At 72.8% G+C, this 15,043-nt stretch carries 14 protein-coding genes; 9 read left to right on the forward strand and 5 right to left on the reverse strand.

Annotation, left to right across the window (positions count from 1 at the left end; translation table 11 throughout):
- Window positions 1-206: 206 nt before the first annotated feature.
- A complete protein-coding gene (locus ABZT87_RS06005) occupies window positions 207-2,900 on the forward strand; it encodes a helix-turn-helix domain-containing protein (RefSeq protein WP_355133977.1) in 2,694 nt (897 codons plus the stop codon).
- Window positions 2,901-3,244: 344 nt separating this feature from the next.
- Here the strand turns inward: ABZT87_RS06005 and ABZT87_RS06010 are convergent, their stop codons facing one another.
- Window positions 3,245-3,751 (reverse strand): MarR family transcriptional regulator, encoded by a 507-nt coding sequence (locus ABZT87_RS06010; RefSeq protein ID WP_355133979.1) that lies wholly within the window; start codon window positions 3,749-3,751, stop codon window positions 3,245-3,247.
- Window positions 3,752-3,850: 99 nt separating this feature from the next.
- Between ABZT87_RS06010 and ABZT87_RS06015 the strand changes: the two genes are divergently transcribed.
- Together ABZT87_RS06015 and ABZT87_RS06020 are read left to right on the forward strand one after the other, a co-directional pair.
- A complete protein-coding gene (locus ABZT87_RS06015) occupies window positions 3,851-4,432 on the forward strand; it encodes a YceI family protein (protein ID WP_355133981.1) in 582 nt (193 codons plus the stop codon).
- A 285-nt stretch (window positions 4,433-4,717) separates the two neighbouring features.
- Complete coding sequence (locus tag ABZT87_RS06020; protein ID WP_354854917.1) at window positions 4,718-6,196, forward strand: glutamate--cysteine ligase; 1,479 nt, start codon at window positions 4,718-4,720, stop codon at window positions 6,194-6,196.
- Window positions 6,197-6,227: 31 nt separating this feature from the next.
- Here the strand turns inward: ABZT87_RS06020 and ABZT87_RS06025 are convergent, their stop codons facing one another.
- Complete coding sequence (locus ABZT87_RS06025) at window positions 6,228-7,697, reverse strand: hypothetical protein (protein WP_355133983.1); 1,470 nt, start codon at window positions 7,695-7,697, stop codon at window positions 6,228-6,230.
- Window positions 7,698-7,819: 122 nt separating this feature from the next.
- Here ABZT87_RS06025 and ABZT87_RS06030 point away from each other — a divergent pair, with 122 nt between their 5' ends.
- Window positions 7,820-8,521 carry a PASTA domain-containing protein gene (locus ABZT87_RS06030; protein ID WP_355063284.1) on the forward strand — a complete coding sequence of 234 codons (702 nt, stop codon included), beginning with the start codon at window positions 7,820-7,822 and terminating at the stop codon, window positions 8,519-8,521.
- Between the two features lie 166 nt (window positions 8,522-8,687).
- The gene (locus tag ABZT87_RS06035; RefSeq protein WP_354854923.1) at window positions 8,688-9,506 is read left to right on the forward strand and encodes a PASTA domain-containing protein; all 819 of its coding nucleotides are present in this window, start codon (window positions 8,688-8,690) and stop codon (window positions 9,504-9,506) included.
- Between the two features lie 7 nt (window positions 9,507-9,513).
- On the opposite strand, the gene ABZT87_RS06040 is transcribed toward ABZT87_RS06035, so the two are convergent.
- Window positions 9,514-9,954, reverse strand: a complete 441-nt coding sequence (locus ABZT87_RS06040; RefSeq protein WP_355133985.1) for a hypothetical protein — start codon at window positions 9,952-9,954, stop codon at window positions 9,514-9,516.
- 96 nt (window positions 9,955-10,050) lie between these two features.
- The gene (locus tag ABZT87_RS06045; RefSeq protein WP_354854927.1) at window positions 10,051-10,335 is read right to left on the reverse strand and encodes a hypothetical protein; all 285 of its coding nucleotides are present in this window, start codon (window positions 10,333-10,335) and stop codon (window positions 10,051-10,053) included.
- 625 nt (window positions 10,336-10,960) lie between these two features.
- Between ABZT87_RS06045 and ABZT87_RS06050 the strand changes: the two genes are divergently transcribed.
- From ABZT87_RS06050 to ABZT87_RS06060, 3 genes are all read left to right on the forward strand, one after another.
- The gene (locus tag ABZT87_RS06050) at window positions 10,961-11,836 is read left to right on the forward strand and encodes a helix-turn-helix transcriptional regulator (protein ID WP_354854929.1); all 876 of its coding nucleotides are present in this window, start codon (window positions 10,961-10,963) and stop codon (window positions 11,834-11,836) included.
- Complete coding sequence (locus ABZT87_RS06055; RefSeq protein WP_007454112.1) at window positions 11,806-12,027, forward strand: DUF397 domain-containing protein; 222 nt, start codon at window positions 11,806-11,808, stop codon at window positions 12,025-12,027. The genes ABZT87_RS06050 and ABZT87_RS06055 overlap by 31 nt, the downstream gene beginning before the upstream one ends.
- 213 nt (window positions 12,028-12,240) lie before the next feature.
- The gene (locus tag ABZT87_RS06060; protein ID WP_354854931.1) at window positions 12,241-12,642 is read left to right on the forward strand and encodes a hypothetical protein; all 402 of its coding nucleotides are present in this window, start codon (window positions 12,241-12,243) and stop codon (window positions 12,640-12,642) included.
- Here ABZT87_RS06060 and ABZT87_RS06065 read toward each other — a convergent pair.
- Complete coding sequence (locus tag ABZT87_RS06065; RefSeq protein ID WP_355133987.1) at window positions 12,610-13,209, reverse strand: hypothetical protein; 600 nt, start codon at window positions 13,207-13,209, stop codon at window positions 12,610-12,612. The genes ABZT87_RS06060 and ABZT87_RS06065 overlap by 33 nt on opposite strands.
- Window positions 13,210-13,428: 219 nt before the next feature.
- Here ABZT87_RS06065 and ABZT87_RS06070 point away from each other — a divergent pair, with 219 nt between their 5' ends.
- The gene (locus ABZT87_RS06070; RefSeq protein ID WP_355133989.1) at window positions 13,429-14,988 is read left to right on the forward strand and encodes a S8 family serine peptidase; all 1,560 of its coding nucleotides are present in this window, start codon (window positions 13,429-13,431) and stop codon (window positions 14,986-14,988) included.
- Window positions 14,989-15,043: the final 55 nt, after the last annotated feature.

A 15,043-nucleotide genomic window follows, 5' to 3' on the forward strand; every position in this document is an offset into this window, starting at 1 on the left:
GCGGCCCGGTCCCGCTCCGCCTCTCCCTGCCCGCCGCCGGCCGGCCGTCTGCCGTCGGCCGGCCGTTCGACGCCGGCTTGCTGTCTGACGCCGGCTTGCCGTCGTGGGCCGGCCAGCCGTTCGGCTGTCGGATTTTCGGCGAGCGGACGTCGGCAGACCGACGTTCGACTGCCGATGGTCGGAGTCGATCCGTACTCTTCGTGGCCATGACTCCGGAGCATGATCGGTCGCGGAGCCCGGCCGGTCGTAGCGGGCTGCCGGAACTGCTGCGTGCGCACCGGCGCGCGGCCGGCCTGACTCAGGCGGAGCTGGCGTCCCGTGCCGGGGTCGGCGTGCGGACGGTGCGGGACCTGGAGCGCGGCCGGTCGGTCCGGCCGCAGCGCACCACCGTCGAGTTGCTGGCCACGGCGTTGGAGTTGGCCGGCGCGACCCGGGCGGCGTTCCTGGCGACGGCCCGCGGCGCCGCCGGCGGTGAGTCGCCCCGGCCGGACGTCATCTCGGGCACGCTCGGGGTTGGCGCCGGTGTCACGTCCACAGCCGGAGCCGCCCGGGCCGCCGCTCGGGTGGCCCTCCCCCCACCGGTAGCCCTGATCGGCCGCGACCGCGACGTCACCGAGCTGGCCGGAATGCTGACCGCGGAACGCGGCCCCCGACTGGTGAGCCTGGTCGGGCTGGCCGGGGTCGGCAAGACCGCGCTCGCGCTCGCCGTTGCCCACGCAGCCGCCCGCGCACATCCGGGCGGTGTGGCCGGCGTGCTGGTCGGCGAGGGCTCGGACGGACCGGACGTGCTCGCCGCCACGATGACCGTCCTCGGCGCGGCCCGGCTGCCGGAACTCGTCGCCCGGCTCGCCGGCCGGCCGGCACTCCTGGTCATGGACGCGGTCGAGCGCGCACCCGGCCCGGTGGCCGAGACCCTGCACCGGTTGGGCATCGTGCTGCCGTCGTTGCGGGTGCTGGTCACCGGACGGCACCCGGTCGGGCTGCCCGGTGAACGGGTCTGGCCGGTAGCCCCGCTCGAGGTGCCGCCGCCGGACGCCGAGCACTCCGGGCCGGCCACGCTCGGCTCGTGGCCGGCGGTCGCGCTGTTCACCGCGCGGCTCGCCCAGGTCCGTCGGGAGCCGCCGACTCCGGACGAGCTGCCGGCGTTGGCCGCCCTGGTCCGTCGGCTGGGCGGCCTGCCGCTGGCCATCGAGCTGATGGCCGCCCGGGGCCGGTTGCTCGACCTCACCGAACTGCTCGATCGGTACGGCGATCGCGTGCTCGACCTGACCACCTCGACCGACCCGGCGGCCCGTAACCGCTGGGACGGGCCGGAGGCGGCCACCCGCCGCCCGTATGCCACCGATGCCACCCGGGCGGCGGTGGCGGTGACCCTGCGGGACGCGGTGGCGACCAGCTACCGACTGCTCGCGCCGGATGAGCGCGACGCGCTGCGGCGGCTTGCCATGTTCGGCAACCGGTGGTCGGTGGAGCTGGCCGAGGAGATGCTCGCCGACGAGGCCGACCGGGACGGTACGGTCGCCATCGATCCGGTCCCGCTGCTGGACCGCCTCGTCGAGCTCGGCCTGCTGAGCGTTCGCGGCACCGGGCCGTTCCGGTTTCGCCTGCTCGACGCGGTTCGTGACTTCGCCATCGAGCAGGCCGTGGGCAGTGGTGAGCTGACCTGCGTACGGCGTCGGCATGCGGAGGTGGTCGCCCGCCTCGTGGCGCGGACCGCCTCCGACCTGGCCGGCCCCCGGATGCTCGACGCGGTGCACCGGCTCGACGAGGTGAGCAGCGACATCAGCACGGCGCTGGCCCACGCGGCCACCGACGACCCGCTGACCGCGCTCCGTCTGGCGGCCTGCCTGCCCCGCTGGTGGCGCTTCCGGGGGCGCGATGTCGCCGGGCGGCAGTGGCTGCGGCGGTTGCTGGCCGACCCCCGAACCGCGGACGCGGACCCGATCCTTCGCGGCTGGGCCAGCCTCGGGGTGGCCCGGCTCGCCGCCGAGCACGGTGCCGAGGTCGACGAGTTGCCGACGGCGCGGGCCGCGTTGGAGGCGTTCCGACAGGCCGGCGACGTGACCGGCGAGCTGGAGGCGCGCAGCGTGCTCGGCGCGCTGCTGACCACCGTCGGCGGGCACGACGAGGCCCGGGAGCAGGCCGAGGCGGTGCTCCGGCTCGCCGCCCGCAACGGGCGGACCCGGGAGCTGGCGGTGGCGCAGAACAGCCTCGCCTGGCACGAGATCCGCATCGGTGACCTGGGCGCGGCACGCCGTCGGCTGGCTGCCGTGGACCGGCTCGCCGCCGAGGGCGGTGAGCAGCGGTTGCGGGTGTTGGCCTGGGCCAACCGGGCCGAGGTGTCCCGCCTGGAGGGCCGGTACGCCGATGCCGTCGACCAGGGCCGGCGCGCGGCGTCGGCACTGTTCGAGTTGGGTGACCCGGGGCATCGACGGCGGGTGCTCGGGACGGTCGGATTGGCGCTCGCGCAGGACGGGCGTGCCACGGAGGCGACCGAGGTGCTGACCGAACTGCGCGCGGGGGGCGCCGAGGCGACAGTTGTCGTGGCGGGCCAGCAGTGGGTGGAGCGGGTCGGACTCCCGCGACCGCGCTCGGACGACACGGTGTTGTCCTGGGGCGGGCCGGAGGCGGGTATCTGTGCGCTGATCGAGGGGAACCTGGCACTGCACCGGGGTGACCGGGAACTGGCGGCCGAGTGGTTCGCCGCCGCTGCCGAGGCCGGTCACGATCAGCGGGACGTGGTGGAGGCGCTGGTGGGCCTCGCCGCGAGCACGTCGGACCCGGCGGTTCTCGATCGTCTCGACCGGGTCTGCGAGGAGAGTGGCATCCGGTTGCTGCCGCAGGAGTCCGGGCTGCTCTATGCGCTGATGGCCGCGCGGGGCGGGTCCGTCGAGCGCTAGTTGGGCGCCCGTCGGTGGCCGGCCCGATGGAGAGTGGCGCGAGCGAAGAGCCCCCTTGGTGCTACCCCTCGCTGTTCGCCCGCGCCGTCACCCCCCGGTGATTCCCCGGTGGACGAAAGCCTGCCACCGCTGCCGGGGTGGAAGGTGCTCTTCAAGAGGTTTGTCCGGTCTGCAAGGTCAGTTCTGCCGGTCTTTCTGCCGGTGCTGCCGGCACCCGCCGCACGCCTCGGTCGACCGCTCGGTCGACCGCTCGGACGTCGCCCCGACACGGCTCGACCGCCGCCGGTGACCCGGGTGGCCGCCGTCGGTGAGGTCGGGCGGCCACGGTCGGTCAGGCCCGGGTGTCAGCGGTCAGGCCGGTCGCAGTCGTCGGCCACTTCCTGGTCGGTGCTGCCGGCGGTGGCACCGGGATGGACGGCGTTCCGCACTCGGCGCAGGCCGTCGAGCAGTGCCGCCAGAGCCTCGGGGTCGAGCTGGCCGGTGAACCACTGCTCGATGATCCGCAGATGGCCGGGCAGCGTCTCGTCGAGCCGCTGCATGCCGGCTGCGGTGACCACCGCGTACGAGCTGCGGCGATCGTTCGGGCAGGCTCGGCGGGTGAGCAGCCCGTCGCGTTCCATCCGGTCCACCACACGGGTCACCCCGCTGGTGGACAGTGACGTCTGCGCGGCGAGGTCGGTCATCCGCAGCTGGTTACCGGGTGAGCGGGCCAGTCGGGTGATCACCTCGAACTCGACCGTGGAGAGGTCGTGCTCCTCGAGTTGGGCGGCGAACCGGGCCGAGAGCCCGGCGTGGACCTCGTAGAGGAGGCCAACCGCGGTGATCCGGGGGTCGTCGAACACGTTGGTCACTCGTTAACCCTACCAGTCCTTGACAGAGGGAATGTTGTTGCGGTTATATTTGCTCAAGCAGTCGTTGGGCTACTAAACAATCTTCTGGAGGACACCAGCATGACCAGCAGCATCGATGCGGTTACCCGCGACTGGGACGGCCTCACCATCCCGACGGCCGGCACCTACGTGCTGGACGCGGCGCACAAGCGGGTCGGCTTCGTCGCCCGGCACATGATGGTGAGCAAGGTCCGCGGTGAGTTCAAGGAGGCGACCGCCACCATCACCGTCGCCGAAGACCCGCTGCAGTCCTCGGTCGTCGCCACCATCCAGGCTGCCAGCATCGACACCACCCAGGGCGACCGGGACGCGCACCTGCGCAGCCCCGAGTTCCTGGACGTCGAGAAGTACCCGACCCTGGAGTTCCGCAGCACCGGCGTCAAGTCCCGCCGCGGCAACGAGTTCGTGCTCACCGGTGAGCTGACCATCAAGGACGTCACCCGTCCGGTGGAGCTGGAGGTCGAGTTCGAGGGCGTGGGTCGCAGCCCGTTCGGCCAGGACATCTTCGGCTTCTCCGCGAGCACCGAGATCGACCGCGAGGAGTTCGGCCTGACCTGGAACGTCACCCTGGAGACCGGTGGCGTGCTGGTCGGCAAGAAGATCAAGATCGAGATCGAGGGCGAGGCCGTCCGCCAGGCCTGATCCCACGGATCACCGGTACGCCGGGCCCGCGCCGCACGTCGGCGCGGGCCCGGCGTCGTCCGTACCGAGGGCGTGTGAATTGTCACGACTTGTTGGCACCGCCACGGGGTCCGGCGCGGCAGCGACGGGGTAGAGATGGCGCCACGAGCGCATCCGCTCCGGCCAGCGTCGGATCACCGTCGTCGGCCTCTGGCCCTGGCCAGGCGAGCGCTCTTAACGTGGATGGTTCACAATGCGCTTTCCGGGACGGCAGGATCCCGACCGCGCCGGTTGTCGGGAGGACACATGGGCAGGGACGTCTCGCAGGGCGCCTTCACCCGGGAGGACCGCGTCCGCTACCGGCAGAAGGTCCGGCGGTGTCTGGACGTCTTCGCCCTGATGCTCGACGACTTCGGGTTCGACGCCGACCGGCCGATGACCGGCCTGGAGATCGAGCTGAACCTGGTCGACTCGCGGGCCGAGCCGGCGATGCGCAACGAGGAGATCCTCGCCGACATCGCCGATCCGCTGTTCCAGACCGAGCTGGGGCAGTTCAACCTGGAGTTGAACGCCGAACCCCGACTGATCGAGGGCGCCGGTCTCGCCGACTACGAACACGACCTGCGTAGCAGCCTCACCCGGGCCGACGAGCGCGCGGCCAAGTCCGACGCGAAGATCGTCCTGGTCGGCATCCTGCCCACCCTCACCGAGGGTCACCTGGTCGAGGACAATCTCTCCACCAACGAGCGCTACCGGGTGCTCAACGACCAGATCGTCGGCGCCCGGGGCGAGGCCATCGAACTCGACATCCGTGGCGTCGAGCAGTTGCAGACGCACACCGACTCGATCGCCCCCGAGGCGGCCTGCACGAGTCTCCAGTTCCACATCCAGGTCGCGCCGGACAGCTTCGCCGACTACTGGAACGCGTCCCAGGCCATCGCCGGTGTGCAGGTGGCGGTCGGAGCGAACTCGCCCTTCCTGTACGGCCGCCAACTCTGGGCCGAAACCCGTATCGCCCTGTTCAAGCAGGCCACCGACACCCGCCCGGAAGAACTCAAGGCTCAGGGCGTACGCCCCCGGGTCTGGTTCGGTGAGCGGTGGATCACCTCGATCTTCGACCTGTTCGAGGAGAACGTGCGGTACTTCCCGCCGCTGCTGCCGATCTGCGAGGACGAGGACCCGGTGGAGGTGCTGCACGCCGGCGGAGTGCCCCAACTGGGCGAGCTGCGGCTGCACAACGGCACCGTCTACCGCTGGAACCGCCCGGTCTACGACATCATGAACGGCCGCCCGCACCTGCGGGTGGAGAATCGCGTGTTGCCCGCCGGTCCGACTGTGGTGGACATGCTGGCCAACGCGGCCTTCTACTTCGGGCTGGTCCGTGGCCTGGCCGAGGCGGACCGGCCGATCTGGAGTCAGCTCACCTTCAGCTCGGCCGAGGAGAACTTCCACGCGGCGGCCCGACGTGGTCTGGACGCCGTGCTGCACTGGCCCCGGTTCGGTGACGTACCGGTCACCAAGCTGGTGCTGGAGCAGTTGCTGCCCGTCGCCGCGACCGGCCTGGACGGGTTCGGCGTCGACCCGGCGCAGCGGGACCGGCTGCTCGGCATCATCGAGCAACGCTGTCGTACCGGCCGCAACGGCGCCGTCTGGCAGACCGAGGCGGTCTGGGCGGCGGAGCGCCACCGGGGCATGGACCGCAGCGCCGCCCTGCACCACATGGTGCAGCGCTACGCGGAACTCCAGCGCTCCAACGAACCGGTCCACACCTGGCCCGTCGACTGAGCGCAACCCGCCGGCGGGGTCGGACCGGGAGTCAGTCGGTGGGGCGGGTGCTCCTCCGGGGCGGACGGGCACGCCGGGGTGCCGGGTCCTCGGTCGGCCCGGTGGTGGCGGGTTCGGCCAGAGCCGTGTCGTCCGGGGACGGCCGAGGCGTCGGTACCCGGGGTGCGGCGTTCGCGTCGCCCGACCGGGCCTCCGACCTGGTCACCGGCGACGTGGTCCTGCCGCGCCGAGGCGCCGTACCGGTCGAGGTGTCCGTCGCCGGCCCGTCGCCGTCCGGCCCAGCGCCGGTCGCCCGGCCGCCGGGAGTCGGTACGGTCGCGCCGGCCGAGGTGCTGCCGATCCGAGCGCCCGGGCGGGTGGTCGGATCGGGCTCCATCGGGGCGGTCGGTGCGGGCTGCGTGCCGGCGGCGGCTGACCGTCGGTGGGCAACGCGCCTGCGGCCGGCCCGCTCGGCGAGGACGGCGGCCAGCACCGAGCCGCCGACACCGGCGATCACCGCGTACGGGGCGATGAGCTGGGTGGAGAACTGTGCGGGCCCCAGCGTGACCCAGCGCGGCACCGTGGTCAGGTAGGCGAGCGCGACGAGCAGCGGACCGGCCGCGCCGGAGGCCGCCGCGCCGATCCGGTGCCCGTCCGACCGCGCGGCGCCCCGAGCGGCGAGCGCACCGATCAGGAGCGCGGGTACGAGCGCCAGCAGCGCGCCGGGCCAGTAGAGCTGGCCCCCGATCCAGTACCGCGCGTGGTCCGGGTCGAGCTGCCAGGTGCCGAGCTGAGCGCCGGTGAGCCCGCGCCCGACGCGTACCCCGTCGATGACCGAGACCACCGCGAGCAGCCAGAGCCAGGCGGCCGTCGCGGTGACGTTCAGCGCGGCGGTGCGGGAGCGCAGCGCCCAGAGCGCGACGAACACGCCGATCAGAATGCCCAGCACCGCGTGCAGGGCGGCGACCCGTTGCGGCGTGCCGCTGTCGGCACCCGCGGCGACCCGGGCCGGTACGGCGACCAGCAGCACGGTGACCAGTCCACCGAGCCCGGCGCCGAGCGCCAGCGACAGCCTGCGGAACAGGCCGCCGGGCTCGTCGGGCGGCGTGTCGGCCACCGGTGCCGATCGATCGACCGCCGAGGTCGACCGGGTCCGCGCCGCCTCGGCGCCCTCGACCCGGGCCGGCCGTCCCTCGTCGGGCGCCGCCGGCTGCGGCAGAGCCGTCTCGGTCGCCGGGGCGGGTGCCGTCGGCTCGGCGCCGGTGGCCGGCTGGTCAACCGCTGGGGGTACGGCACGCTGGTGCAGTCGCTGCGCGCAGACCGCGCCGAGCACTGTCGAGCTGGCGGCGAGCCAGCTGGCCCAGGCGAGGCCATCCGCCCAGGCCGTGTCGTTGGCCCCGGCGTCGGTGGGCGTCCAGGTGATGACGCCGAGCCCGTAGCCGAAGCCGAGCTGCGCGGCGCCCGCGCCGGCAGCGACCCCGATCGCCGTCACGATCGATACTCCCCAGCCCCGTCTGGCCATGCCGGGCAGCGTAACGTCCCGTCGTCGGTGCGGCGAGTCGTGGTGACCCGCCGGTATGGACCGTCGGCACAACGTGATGGGCGGCTAACGGTACGGTCGCCGGTGATGAGGCGGTGGGCGGTATGACGGACGCGAACACGGGTCGGCAGGATTCCGCCGGCGGCCAGGCCGGCGGCGGTGGAAGCCGGGCCAGCGTGCTGCTCGGTGGCGGGCTGGTCGCGGTGCTGCTGGCCGTGGTCGGTGCGACAGGTGGCTGGCTGCTGGCCGGCGACGATGGCGAATCTCCGGCGAACCCGCAGGCGGTGGCCACCACGGCCGGTACGCCGACCGGCCGGGCCACCTCGTCCCGGCCGACCACCGGCCGGACCACGCCGTCCGCCCCACGGACGACCGCCTCCACGACGAAGGGGACGGGGCTGACCGTGCCACCGGTGGTCGGCGCCGACTTCGTGCAGGCCCGCGAGATGCTGCGTAAGCAGCGGTTGGGCTGGCGTCTGGTCTTCGGCGGCGGCACCGGCCGCACGGTGGAGAGCGCCTCGCCGGCCGTGGGCACCGAGGTGGCCCGGGGCACCACCGTCCAGCTCCAGGTGGCCGGTCCGGCCCCCGCCGCCGAGGTGCCGGACGTGGTCGGCGACGACTGCGCCGAGGCGGCCGATGAGCTGGTCGAGGAGGGGCTCTACCCGCGTTACCGCAGTGGGCGCAGCGGGAAGGTCAGCCGGCAGGAGCCGGCCGAGGACGGCCCGGCCCGCTGGAACGACGAGGTGAGCATCTGGTGCGGGGCGGCGCCCCCGCCGAGCCAGCCGACCGTGAAGCCCACCCTCTGACCCGCACCGCTTTGCGGCGTCGACCCACCCGGCCTGGCCCGTCGGACACCAGTTGGCCCGACCGCGGCACGCGGTTCGCGGCACCGATACCGGCCGATGTCGACGTGGGCGGTTAGGTTGACGGTCGAGGGCCACGGCGCCCGCCCGGTTCGGGAAAGGACGTGCGATGAGCGACGACCGCCAGGAGCCGCCCGCCGGGGAGCCCGAGGACGACCGTACGCGCCCCCTGCCGCCCCCCGGCGGCAACCGGCCGCAGCCGCCGGACCGCACCGCGTCGCCGGACGAGACGATGCCGATCGACCGGGCTGTTTCGGTTGGTCGTGGTGGGTCGCCGGACGAGACGATGCCGATCGACCGGGCCGCCGCGGAGCCGTCGGGTGACCGGACGGCGCGGATGCCGGTGGAGCGGTCGACGCCGCCGCCGTGGTCCGGGCGGGCCGAGGTGCGCGCGCCCCGACCGGCCGAACCGACTGCGGACTGGTACGTCGAGGAGCAGGGTGGCCGGCGTTGGTGGCTGCCGATCCTCTGGGGCGTACTCGCTCTGCTGCTCGCCGGGCTGCTCGGGGCGGCTCTGTGGGTGGTGCTCAACGCCCGGGACGACGACCCCGACAACCCGGCGACGCCGTCTGTCCCGCCGGCCAGTGCCAGCGCCCCGCCGAGCAGCAGCGCCCCGACCTCGGCGGCGCCCAGCAGCGCGACGCCGAGCAGCCCGGCGGCGACCACCGAGGAAGCGCGGCTACCGGTGCCGCCGCTGACCGGCCTGCCGCAGGCCACCGCCGAGAGGCTGCTGGACCGGCTCGGCCTGAGCTACCGAGTGGTGTACCGCCCGTCCGAGCTGCCGCCGGGGACGGTGGTCAGCACCGATCCGGAGGCCGGCGCGACGGTGCGGACCGACGAGGAGGTGCTGCTGGTGATCTCCCAGGCTCGGCCCTCGACCGCAACCAGCCCGACCAGCCCGAGCCCGACGGTGACGACCACGCCGTGACCGATGTTCACCACATCCGGCGGCGGGTGCCGACGAGGCCGAGGCCGGCGAGCGAGATGGTGAGGCCGAAGATCCCGGACCAGAACAGCGAGCGGCGGACGTCCGTGGCGGTGTGCCCCGCCGGCGCGGCGTCGCTGAGTTCCTCCGGTCCGTCGGACTGACCGCCGGCGCCGGCCCCGGCGGCCGGGCCGGCCGGGTCGGACGCTCCGACGCGTCCGTCGGGGGCATCGGCGCTGATCCAGCCGGGTTCGTCGGCGGGCGGGTCGGCGTCGACCACGGTGATCTCCGGAGCCGGCACCGGAACGGCCAGCCGGGTGGACGACAACGCCGGGTCGCGGACCAGGACCACGATGGTGGTCACGGCGCCGAGGAGAGCGAGCAGTCCGAGAGCGTAGGTGATACGGGAGCGGTGGTGCCGCCGCACGGCGGGCTGATTGACCATGACCATCCCAGGCTCAGGGTCCTGGACGTGCGGTGGAACATGCCGGGGTGGGCGTACCGATTCTATGGCGACGGCACGCCTACCCGCGGCGGTTCGCGCTGGTCAGCCGACTCTGACCGGCGTACGGGCGACCGGTCGTCGGGTCCGTACGGTGTGCGGGCGGGGCTCCGGCGCGGCCTGCACCTGTCGCAGCCCTTCCCGCTGTACGAAGATCGACCGTCGGTTGACGGCATCGCCGGCGGCGTTGAGTTCGTAGCCGTCGAGCCAGAGCCAACCGTCGTAGGTCGGCCAGTCGAGCACCCGGATCACCCGGAACATGATCGGCCTGAGGAACTGGACACTCGCCGCGCGAGTCACGTGCAGAACGTCACCGGAGCGGGGAAGCACATGGGCTCCTGGGGAGGGAGAGCCGGCGTCGTGCCGGCGGGTGACTGGTCTGGGATGTCTCGGCCCGGTGACGGGATCGCGCCTCGTGGACCGGTTGGTGCGTGATGGTGGTCGGGCCGTACCCGCTGGTGGCGTGCCGCCACCCGACCATCACCTGACTGCTTCCGGGAACCGCGCCCACCGCCGCAGTCAGCTGGCTTGCAGCGGTGGGGTCATCACCCCGGCGCAGGTCTGAGTGGCGCCGGCCGGGCCCGCGCCCCGCCCGGCCATCCGGGGTCGGTGGGGTCACCACACCCGGAGAGCGGACGGAGACGCTGAGTGATCCGTGCCATACGGACAGACTGCATCAGCGACGTGCTTCATGCAAGTTGCACGTCGACTTTTGCCGATACGTGAGTCCGCCACGCAAAGCGGCGCTTGAAGCCATCCGCGTACGGACGGCACACTGAGGGCCGGTTTCGCCCGTCGCGGCCGGCCGATGACCGGCACCACCCCTCGTCGCGAACGCTCGCCGGTCGACGGTCGCGCCCCCGGTGAGCGGCAGCCAGTGGCGCGTCGACCGGAGGTAGCCCGAGAGTGGGGTCGAGCAACCAGCGGCGAGGACCAGAGACTCCGAGGCCGCGCAATGAGTGAGCGGCGCAGCCCGACGATCCGACGGCGGCGGCTCGGCGCCGAGCTGCGCCGGCAGCGGGAGTCGGCCGGGATCACCATCGAGGTTGTCGCCGAGCAGTTGGAGTGCTCGGCGTCCAAGATCTCCCGGATCGAGACGGGGCACACCACGGCCACCCCGCGCGACGTGCGGGACATGCTGAGGATCTACGGCGTCGTGGGTGCCGAGAGCGACGAACTCGTTCAGATCGCCCGGGAGGCGCGGCAGAAGGGCTGGTGGCACCCGTACAGCACGGTGCTGGTCGGGGCGTACGTCGGGCTGGAGGCGGCGGCGAGTTCGATCCGGGCGTACGAACAGCAGGTCGTTCCGGGCCTGTTGGAGACCGAGGAGTACGCCGGGGCGATGATCCGAGCCGCCCGTCCGGACTTCACCGCCGATCAGGTACACCAGAGGGTGCGTGTCCGTCTGGGCCGTCAGTCGTTGTTGACCCAGGACGATCCGGTCGATCTGTGGGTGGTGCTCGATGAGGCGGTGGTAAGTCGGCCGGTGGGCGGGGACGAGGTGATGCGCGGCCAACTCAGGCGGTTGGTCGAGGTGGCCGAGTTGCCGAACGTGACGCTCCAGATCCTCCCCTTCGAGGTGGGTGCGCACGCCGGCATGGACGGGACCTTCACGATCCTCAGTTTTCCCGAGCCCGGTGATCCGGATGTCGTGTACGCGGAGAACGCCACGGGTGGGCTTTTCCTTGAGAAGAGCGACGAACTGCAGAAGTACAGCTTCATCTTCGATCACATCCGCGCTGCGGCCATTCGTCCAGAGGAGTCCATCGCACACATCGCAAAACTGGCAGAGGAGCCGAGATGGCGACCAAGGGGTTCCCCGTGGACCTGACGCAGGCGACGTGGTTCAAGAGCTCGAAGAGCGGGCCGAACTGCGACAACTGTGTGGAGGTGGCGTACGTGACCGGGGCGGTCGGAGTGCGGGACTCGAAGGACAAGGCCGGCCCGGCCCTGGTCTTCGCTCCCGGCGACTGGCACGCCTTTGTCGCCGGCACCAGGGATGGTGTGTTGGGCTCGGTCTGACCGAGTGAGCAGTCGAGGTCCCCGTCCGGTCCCGACCGGGCGGGGACCCTCCGTGTCCCGGAGCGCCGCCGACCCGCAGCGAACGGCCGGGCCCGGTGAGGTTCCGCCGGGATTCCCGTCGCCACAGCGGGTCCGCCTCGTTGAACCGGTCGGTACGGCGCTGGTCGACGACCCGCCGCACCGACCCGCACCCGAGCGAGGCAGGCGAGACGGATGACGACGATCGGTTCAGAGAACCTCACCAACGGTCCGGGCAAGCCGGAGCGGTTCGGTGGCAAGTACCGCGGGGCGCGTCGGGACACCGTACTGACCGAGGTGGTCTCGACCGACCAGGAGCTGGACGGGCGGGAGGCGACGGCCCAGGAGGTGGCCGACGCGCCGCTCTCGCTGCCGTCGCTGGACCCGAACCCGCTGGTCGAGCCGTCGTTCCCGCCGACCGGCTGGCCGATGGAGCCGGCCGGTTCGCTGGCCGACCACCCGCTGCTGCGCGGCCTGCTGCTGGAATTGCCGCCGAAGGGCAGCATCCCGCCGCCGGGCTGGCTGGACCGCTGGTTCGAGGCGACCCGGGCGATCCTCGAGCTGCTATACGTGCAGGGGTCCGGCCGCTCGCGCTGACCGGGGCGCGGCGGGCTGAGCCCGCTCGGTGAGCCGGCTGTGCCGCAGCGCGTGCCGGACGCCGATCGCGGCCACCGCGAGTGCGCCGACGGTGATCGCCGGCCCGGTGACCCCGGGCTCGGCGCCGAGGTCCGCGCCGGCCGCCGCGATCACCGCCGGCACCGTCGCCAGGGCGGTCACCTGCAACGGCAACCCGATGAGCGGGTGCGCCGCGGCGGCGCGCAGCCCGTGCGGGGCGGGTGTCCCGGGTGCGGTGTCGAACGCGCCGGCCCCGGCCCGCAGGCGGCGGATCCGTCGTACGGAGCAGACGGCCACCACGAGCGCCGGGCCGGTGGCGAGGGTGAGCCCGGCGGCGGCCCGGTCGACCGGCGCGGTGCCGGCGCTGAGCAGCCCGCCGATGGACACGGCCGCGACCAGCGCCACGCCCGCCAGCGCGAGCGCCAGCAACCATCCGGTACGCCGATGCAGCGCACGCGCGTCGCGCAGCCGGGGCAGTCGGTCGGCCAGGACCCCGGCGGCCAGCCAGACGGCGGCGACCGGCAACACGATGGTCAGCTGACTCTCCATGTCGGAGACTCTTCCCCGTCCGGGAGCGCGGCGAATCCGGGCCGGACCCCCGTTGGCCCCGGAAGCCGGGCCCGTAGGGGACATCCCATCGACGTGATGGACGTTTCGACATGTTTATCTGCCCGGCCTCATCGATCTACTCTCGGCTCGATCGGCAAGTGTCGATCGATGTGGTACCGGTGGTCGCGTTTTTGCCGCCGGTCGGAGGGAGGTAGGGAGATGGGTCTTCCACGCAGGTCCGTACTGGTCGGGGTGACCGCCGCGACCGTACTGGCCGTCGGCACCCCGGCCCTGGCCGCCGAGCCCGTCGGCGTCGTCCGGGAGGCCGGTGGAGCCACCGCCGTGCCGGACAGCTACATCGTCGTCCTCAAGGACACCGCCGTGACCTCCAGCCGGGTCGGTGACACCGCGCAGCGGCTGACCGGCCGGCACGGCGGAAGGGTCGCCCGCACCTACGGCACGGCGCTGCGTGGCTTCGAGGTCACCGTCAGCCCGGGCGCGGCGGCACGGATCGCCGCCGACCCGGCCGTCGCGTACGTCGAGCAGAACCACACGGTGTCGATCTCCGGAACGCAGGCCAACCCGCCCTCCTGGGGCCTGGACCGCATCGACCAGCGCAACCTGCCACTGGACAGCTCCTACACCTACCCGAACACGGCGAGCAACGTGCACGCCTACATCATCGACACCGGCATCCGCTTCACCCACAACGACTTCGGCGGCCGGGCCACCTCCGGCTACGACGCCGTGGACGGCGGGTCGGCCGACGACTGCAACGGGCACGGCACGCACGTCGCCGGCACCGTCGGCGGATCCTCGTACGGGGTGGCCAAGGGCGTCCAACTGGTCGGCGTACGGGTGCTGAACTGCTCGGGCAGTGGCACCAACGCCGGTGTGATCGCCGGTGTCGACTGGGTCACCCAGAACGCGATCAAGCCGGCGGTGGCGAACATGAGCCTCGGCGGCGGCGCGAACAGCTCGCTGGACACCGCCGTCCGCAACTCGATCGCGTCCGGTGTCACGTACGGCCTCGCCGCCGGAAACGACAACGGCGCGAACGCCTGCAACACCTCGCCGGGGCGTACCGCGGAGGCGATCACGGTCGGCTCGACGACCAGCTCGGACGCCCGGTCGTCGTTCTCCAACATCGGCACCTGCCTGGACATCTTCGCGCCGGGATCGTCGATCACCTCGGCCTGGTACACGAGCAACACCGCGACCAACACGATCAGCGGCACCTCGATGGCCACACCCCACGTGGTCGGCGCGGCGGCGCTGGTAGCCAGCGCCAACCCGGGCTGGACCCCGGCGCAGGTACGCAACCAACTGGTGGCCAACGCGACCCCCAATGTGGTGACCAACGCCGGCTCGGGCTCCCCGAACCTGTTGCTCTACGTGGGTAGCGGCGGCACCACCCCGCCGCCGCCCACCGGCTGCACCGGCACCAACGGCACCGACGTGTCGATCCCGGACGCCGGCGCGGCGGTGACCAGCTCGATCACGATCGCCGGCTGTGGGCGCAACGCCTCGTCGGCCTCCACGGTGGCGGTGGACATCGTGCACACGTACCGCGGTGATCTGGTCATCGACCTGCTCGCCCCGGACGGCAGCGCGTACCGGCTGAAGAACAGCAGCACCTCGGACAGCGCCGACAACGTGAACACCACGTACACGGCCAACGTGTCCGGTGAGGCCGCCGACGGCACCTGGCGACTTCAGGTGCGCGACACCTACTCGGCCGACACCGGCTACATCAACAGCTGGACCCTGACCGTCTGACCTGTTCCCCAGGGACGAGGCCCCATCCGGACGATCCCGGTGGGGCCTCGTGTCG

Source organism: Micromonospora sp. NPDC005237, assembly GCF_040607775.1.
Classification (GTDB): Bacteria; Actinomycetota; Actinomycetes; order Mycobacteriales; family Micromonosporaceae; genus Micromonospora.

Coding starts and splice junctions, on each gene's coding strand:
- ABZT87_RS06055 (WP_007454112.1), top strand. CDS start 11,806: ATGGCGACCAAGGGGTTCCCCGTGGACCTGACGCAGGCGACGTGGTTC.
- ABZT87_RS06070 (WP_355133989.1), top strand. CDS start 13,429: ATGGGTCTTCCACGCAGGTCCGTACTGGTCGGGGTGACCGCCGCGACC.
- ABZT87_RS06015 (WP_355133981.1), top strand. CDS start 3,851: ATGACCAGCAGCATCGATGCGGTTACCCGCGACTGGGACGGCCTCACC.
- ABZT87_RS06035 (WP_354854923.1), top strand. CDS start 8,688: ATGAGCGACGACCGCCAGGAGCCGCCCGCCGGGGAGCCCGAGGACGAC.
- ABZT87_RS06050 (WP_354854929.1), top strand. CDS start 10,961: ATGAGTGAGCGGCGCAGCCCGACGATCCGACGGCGGCGGCTCGGCGCC.
- ABZT87_RS06005 (WP_355133977.1), top strand. CDS start 207: ATGACTCCGGAGCATGATCGGTCGCGGAGCCCGGCCGGTCGTAGCGGG.
- ABZT87_RS06060 (WP_354854931.1), top strand. CDS start 12,241: ATGACGACGATCGGTTCAGAGAACCTCACCAACGGTCCGGGCAAGCCG.
- ABZT87_RS06030 (WP_355063284.1), top strand. CDS start 7,820: ATGACGGACGCGAACACGGGTCGGCAGGATTCCGCCGGCGGCCAGGCC.
- ABZT87_RS06020 (WP_354854917.1), top strand. CDS start 4,718: ATGGGCAGGGACGTCTCGCAGGGCGCCTTCACCCGGGAGGACCGCGTC.
- ABZT87_RS06040 (WP_355133985.1), bottom strand. CDS start 9,954: ATGGTCATGGTCAATCAGCCCGCCGTGCGGCGGCACCACCGCTCCCGT.
- ABZT87_RS06065 (WP_355133987.1), bottom strand. CDS start 13,209: ATGGAGAGTCAGCTGACCATCGTGTTGCCGGTCGCCGCCGTCTGGCTG.
- ABZT87_RS06025 (WP_355133983.1), bottom strand. CDS start 7,697: ATGGCCAGACGGGGCTGGGGAGTATCGATCGTGACGGCGATCGGGGTC.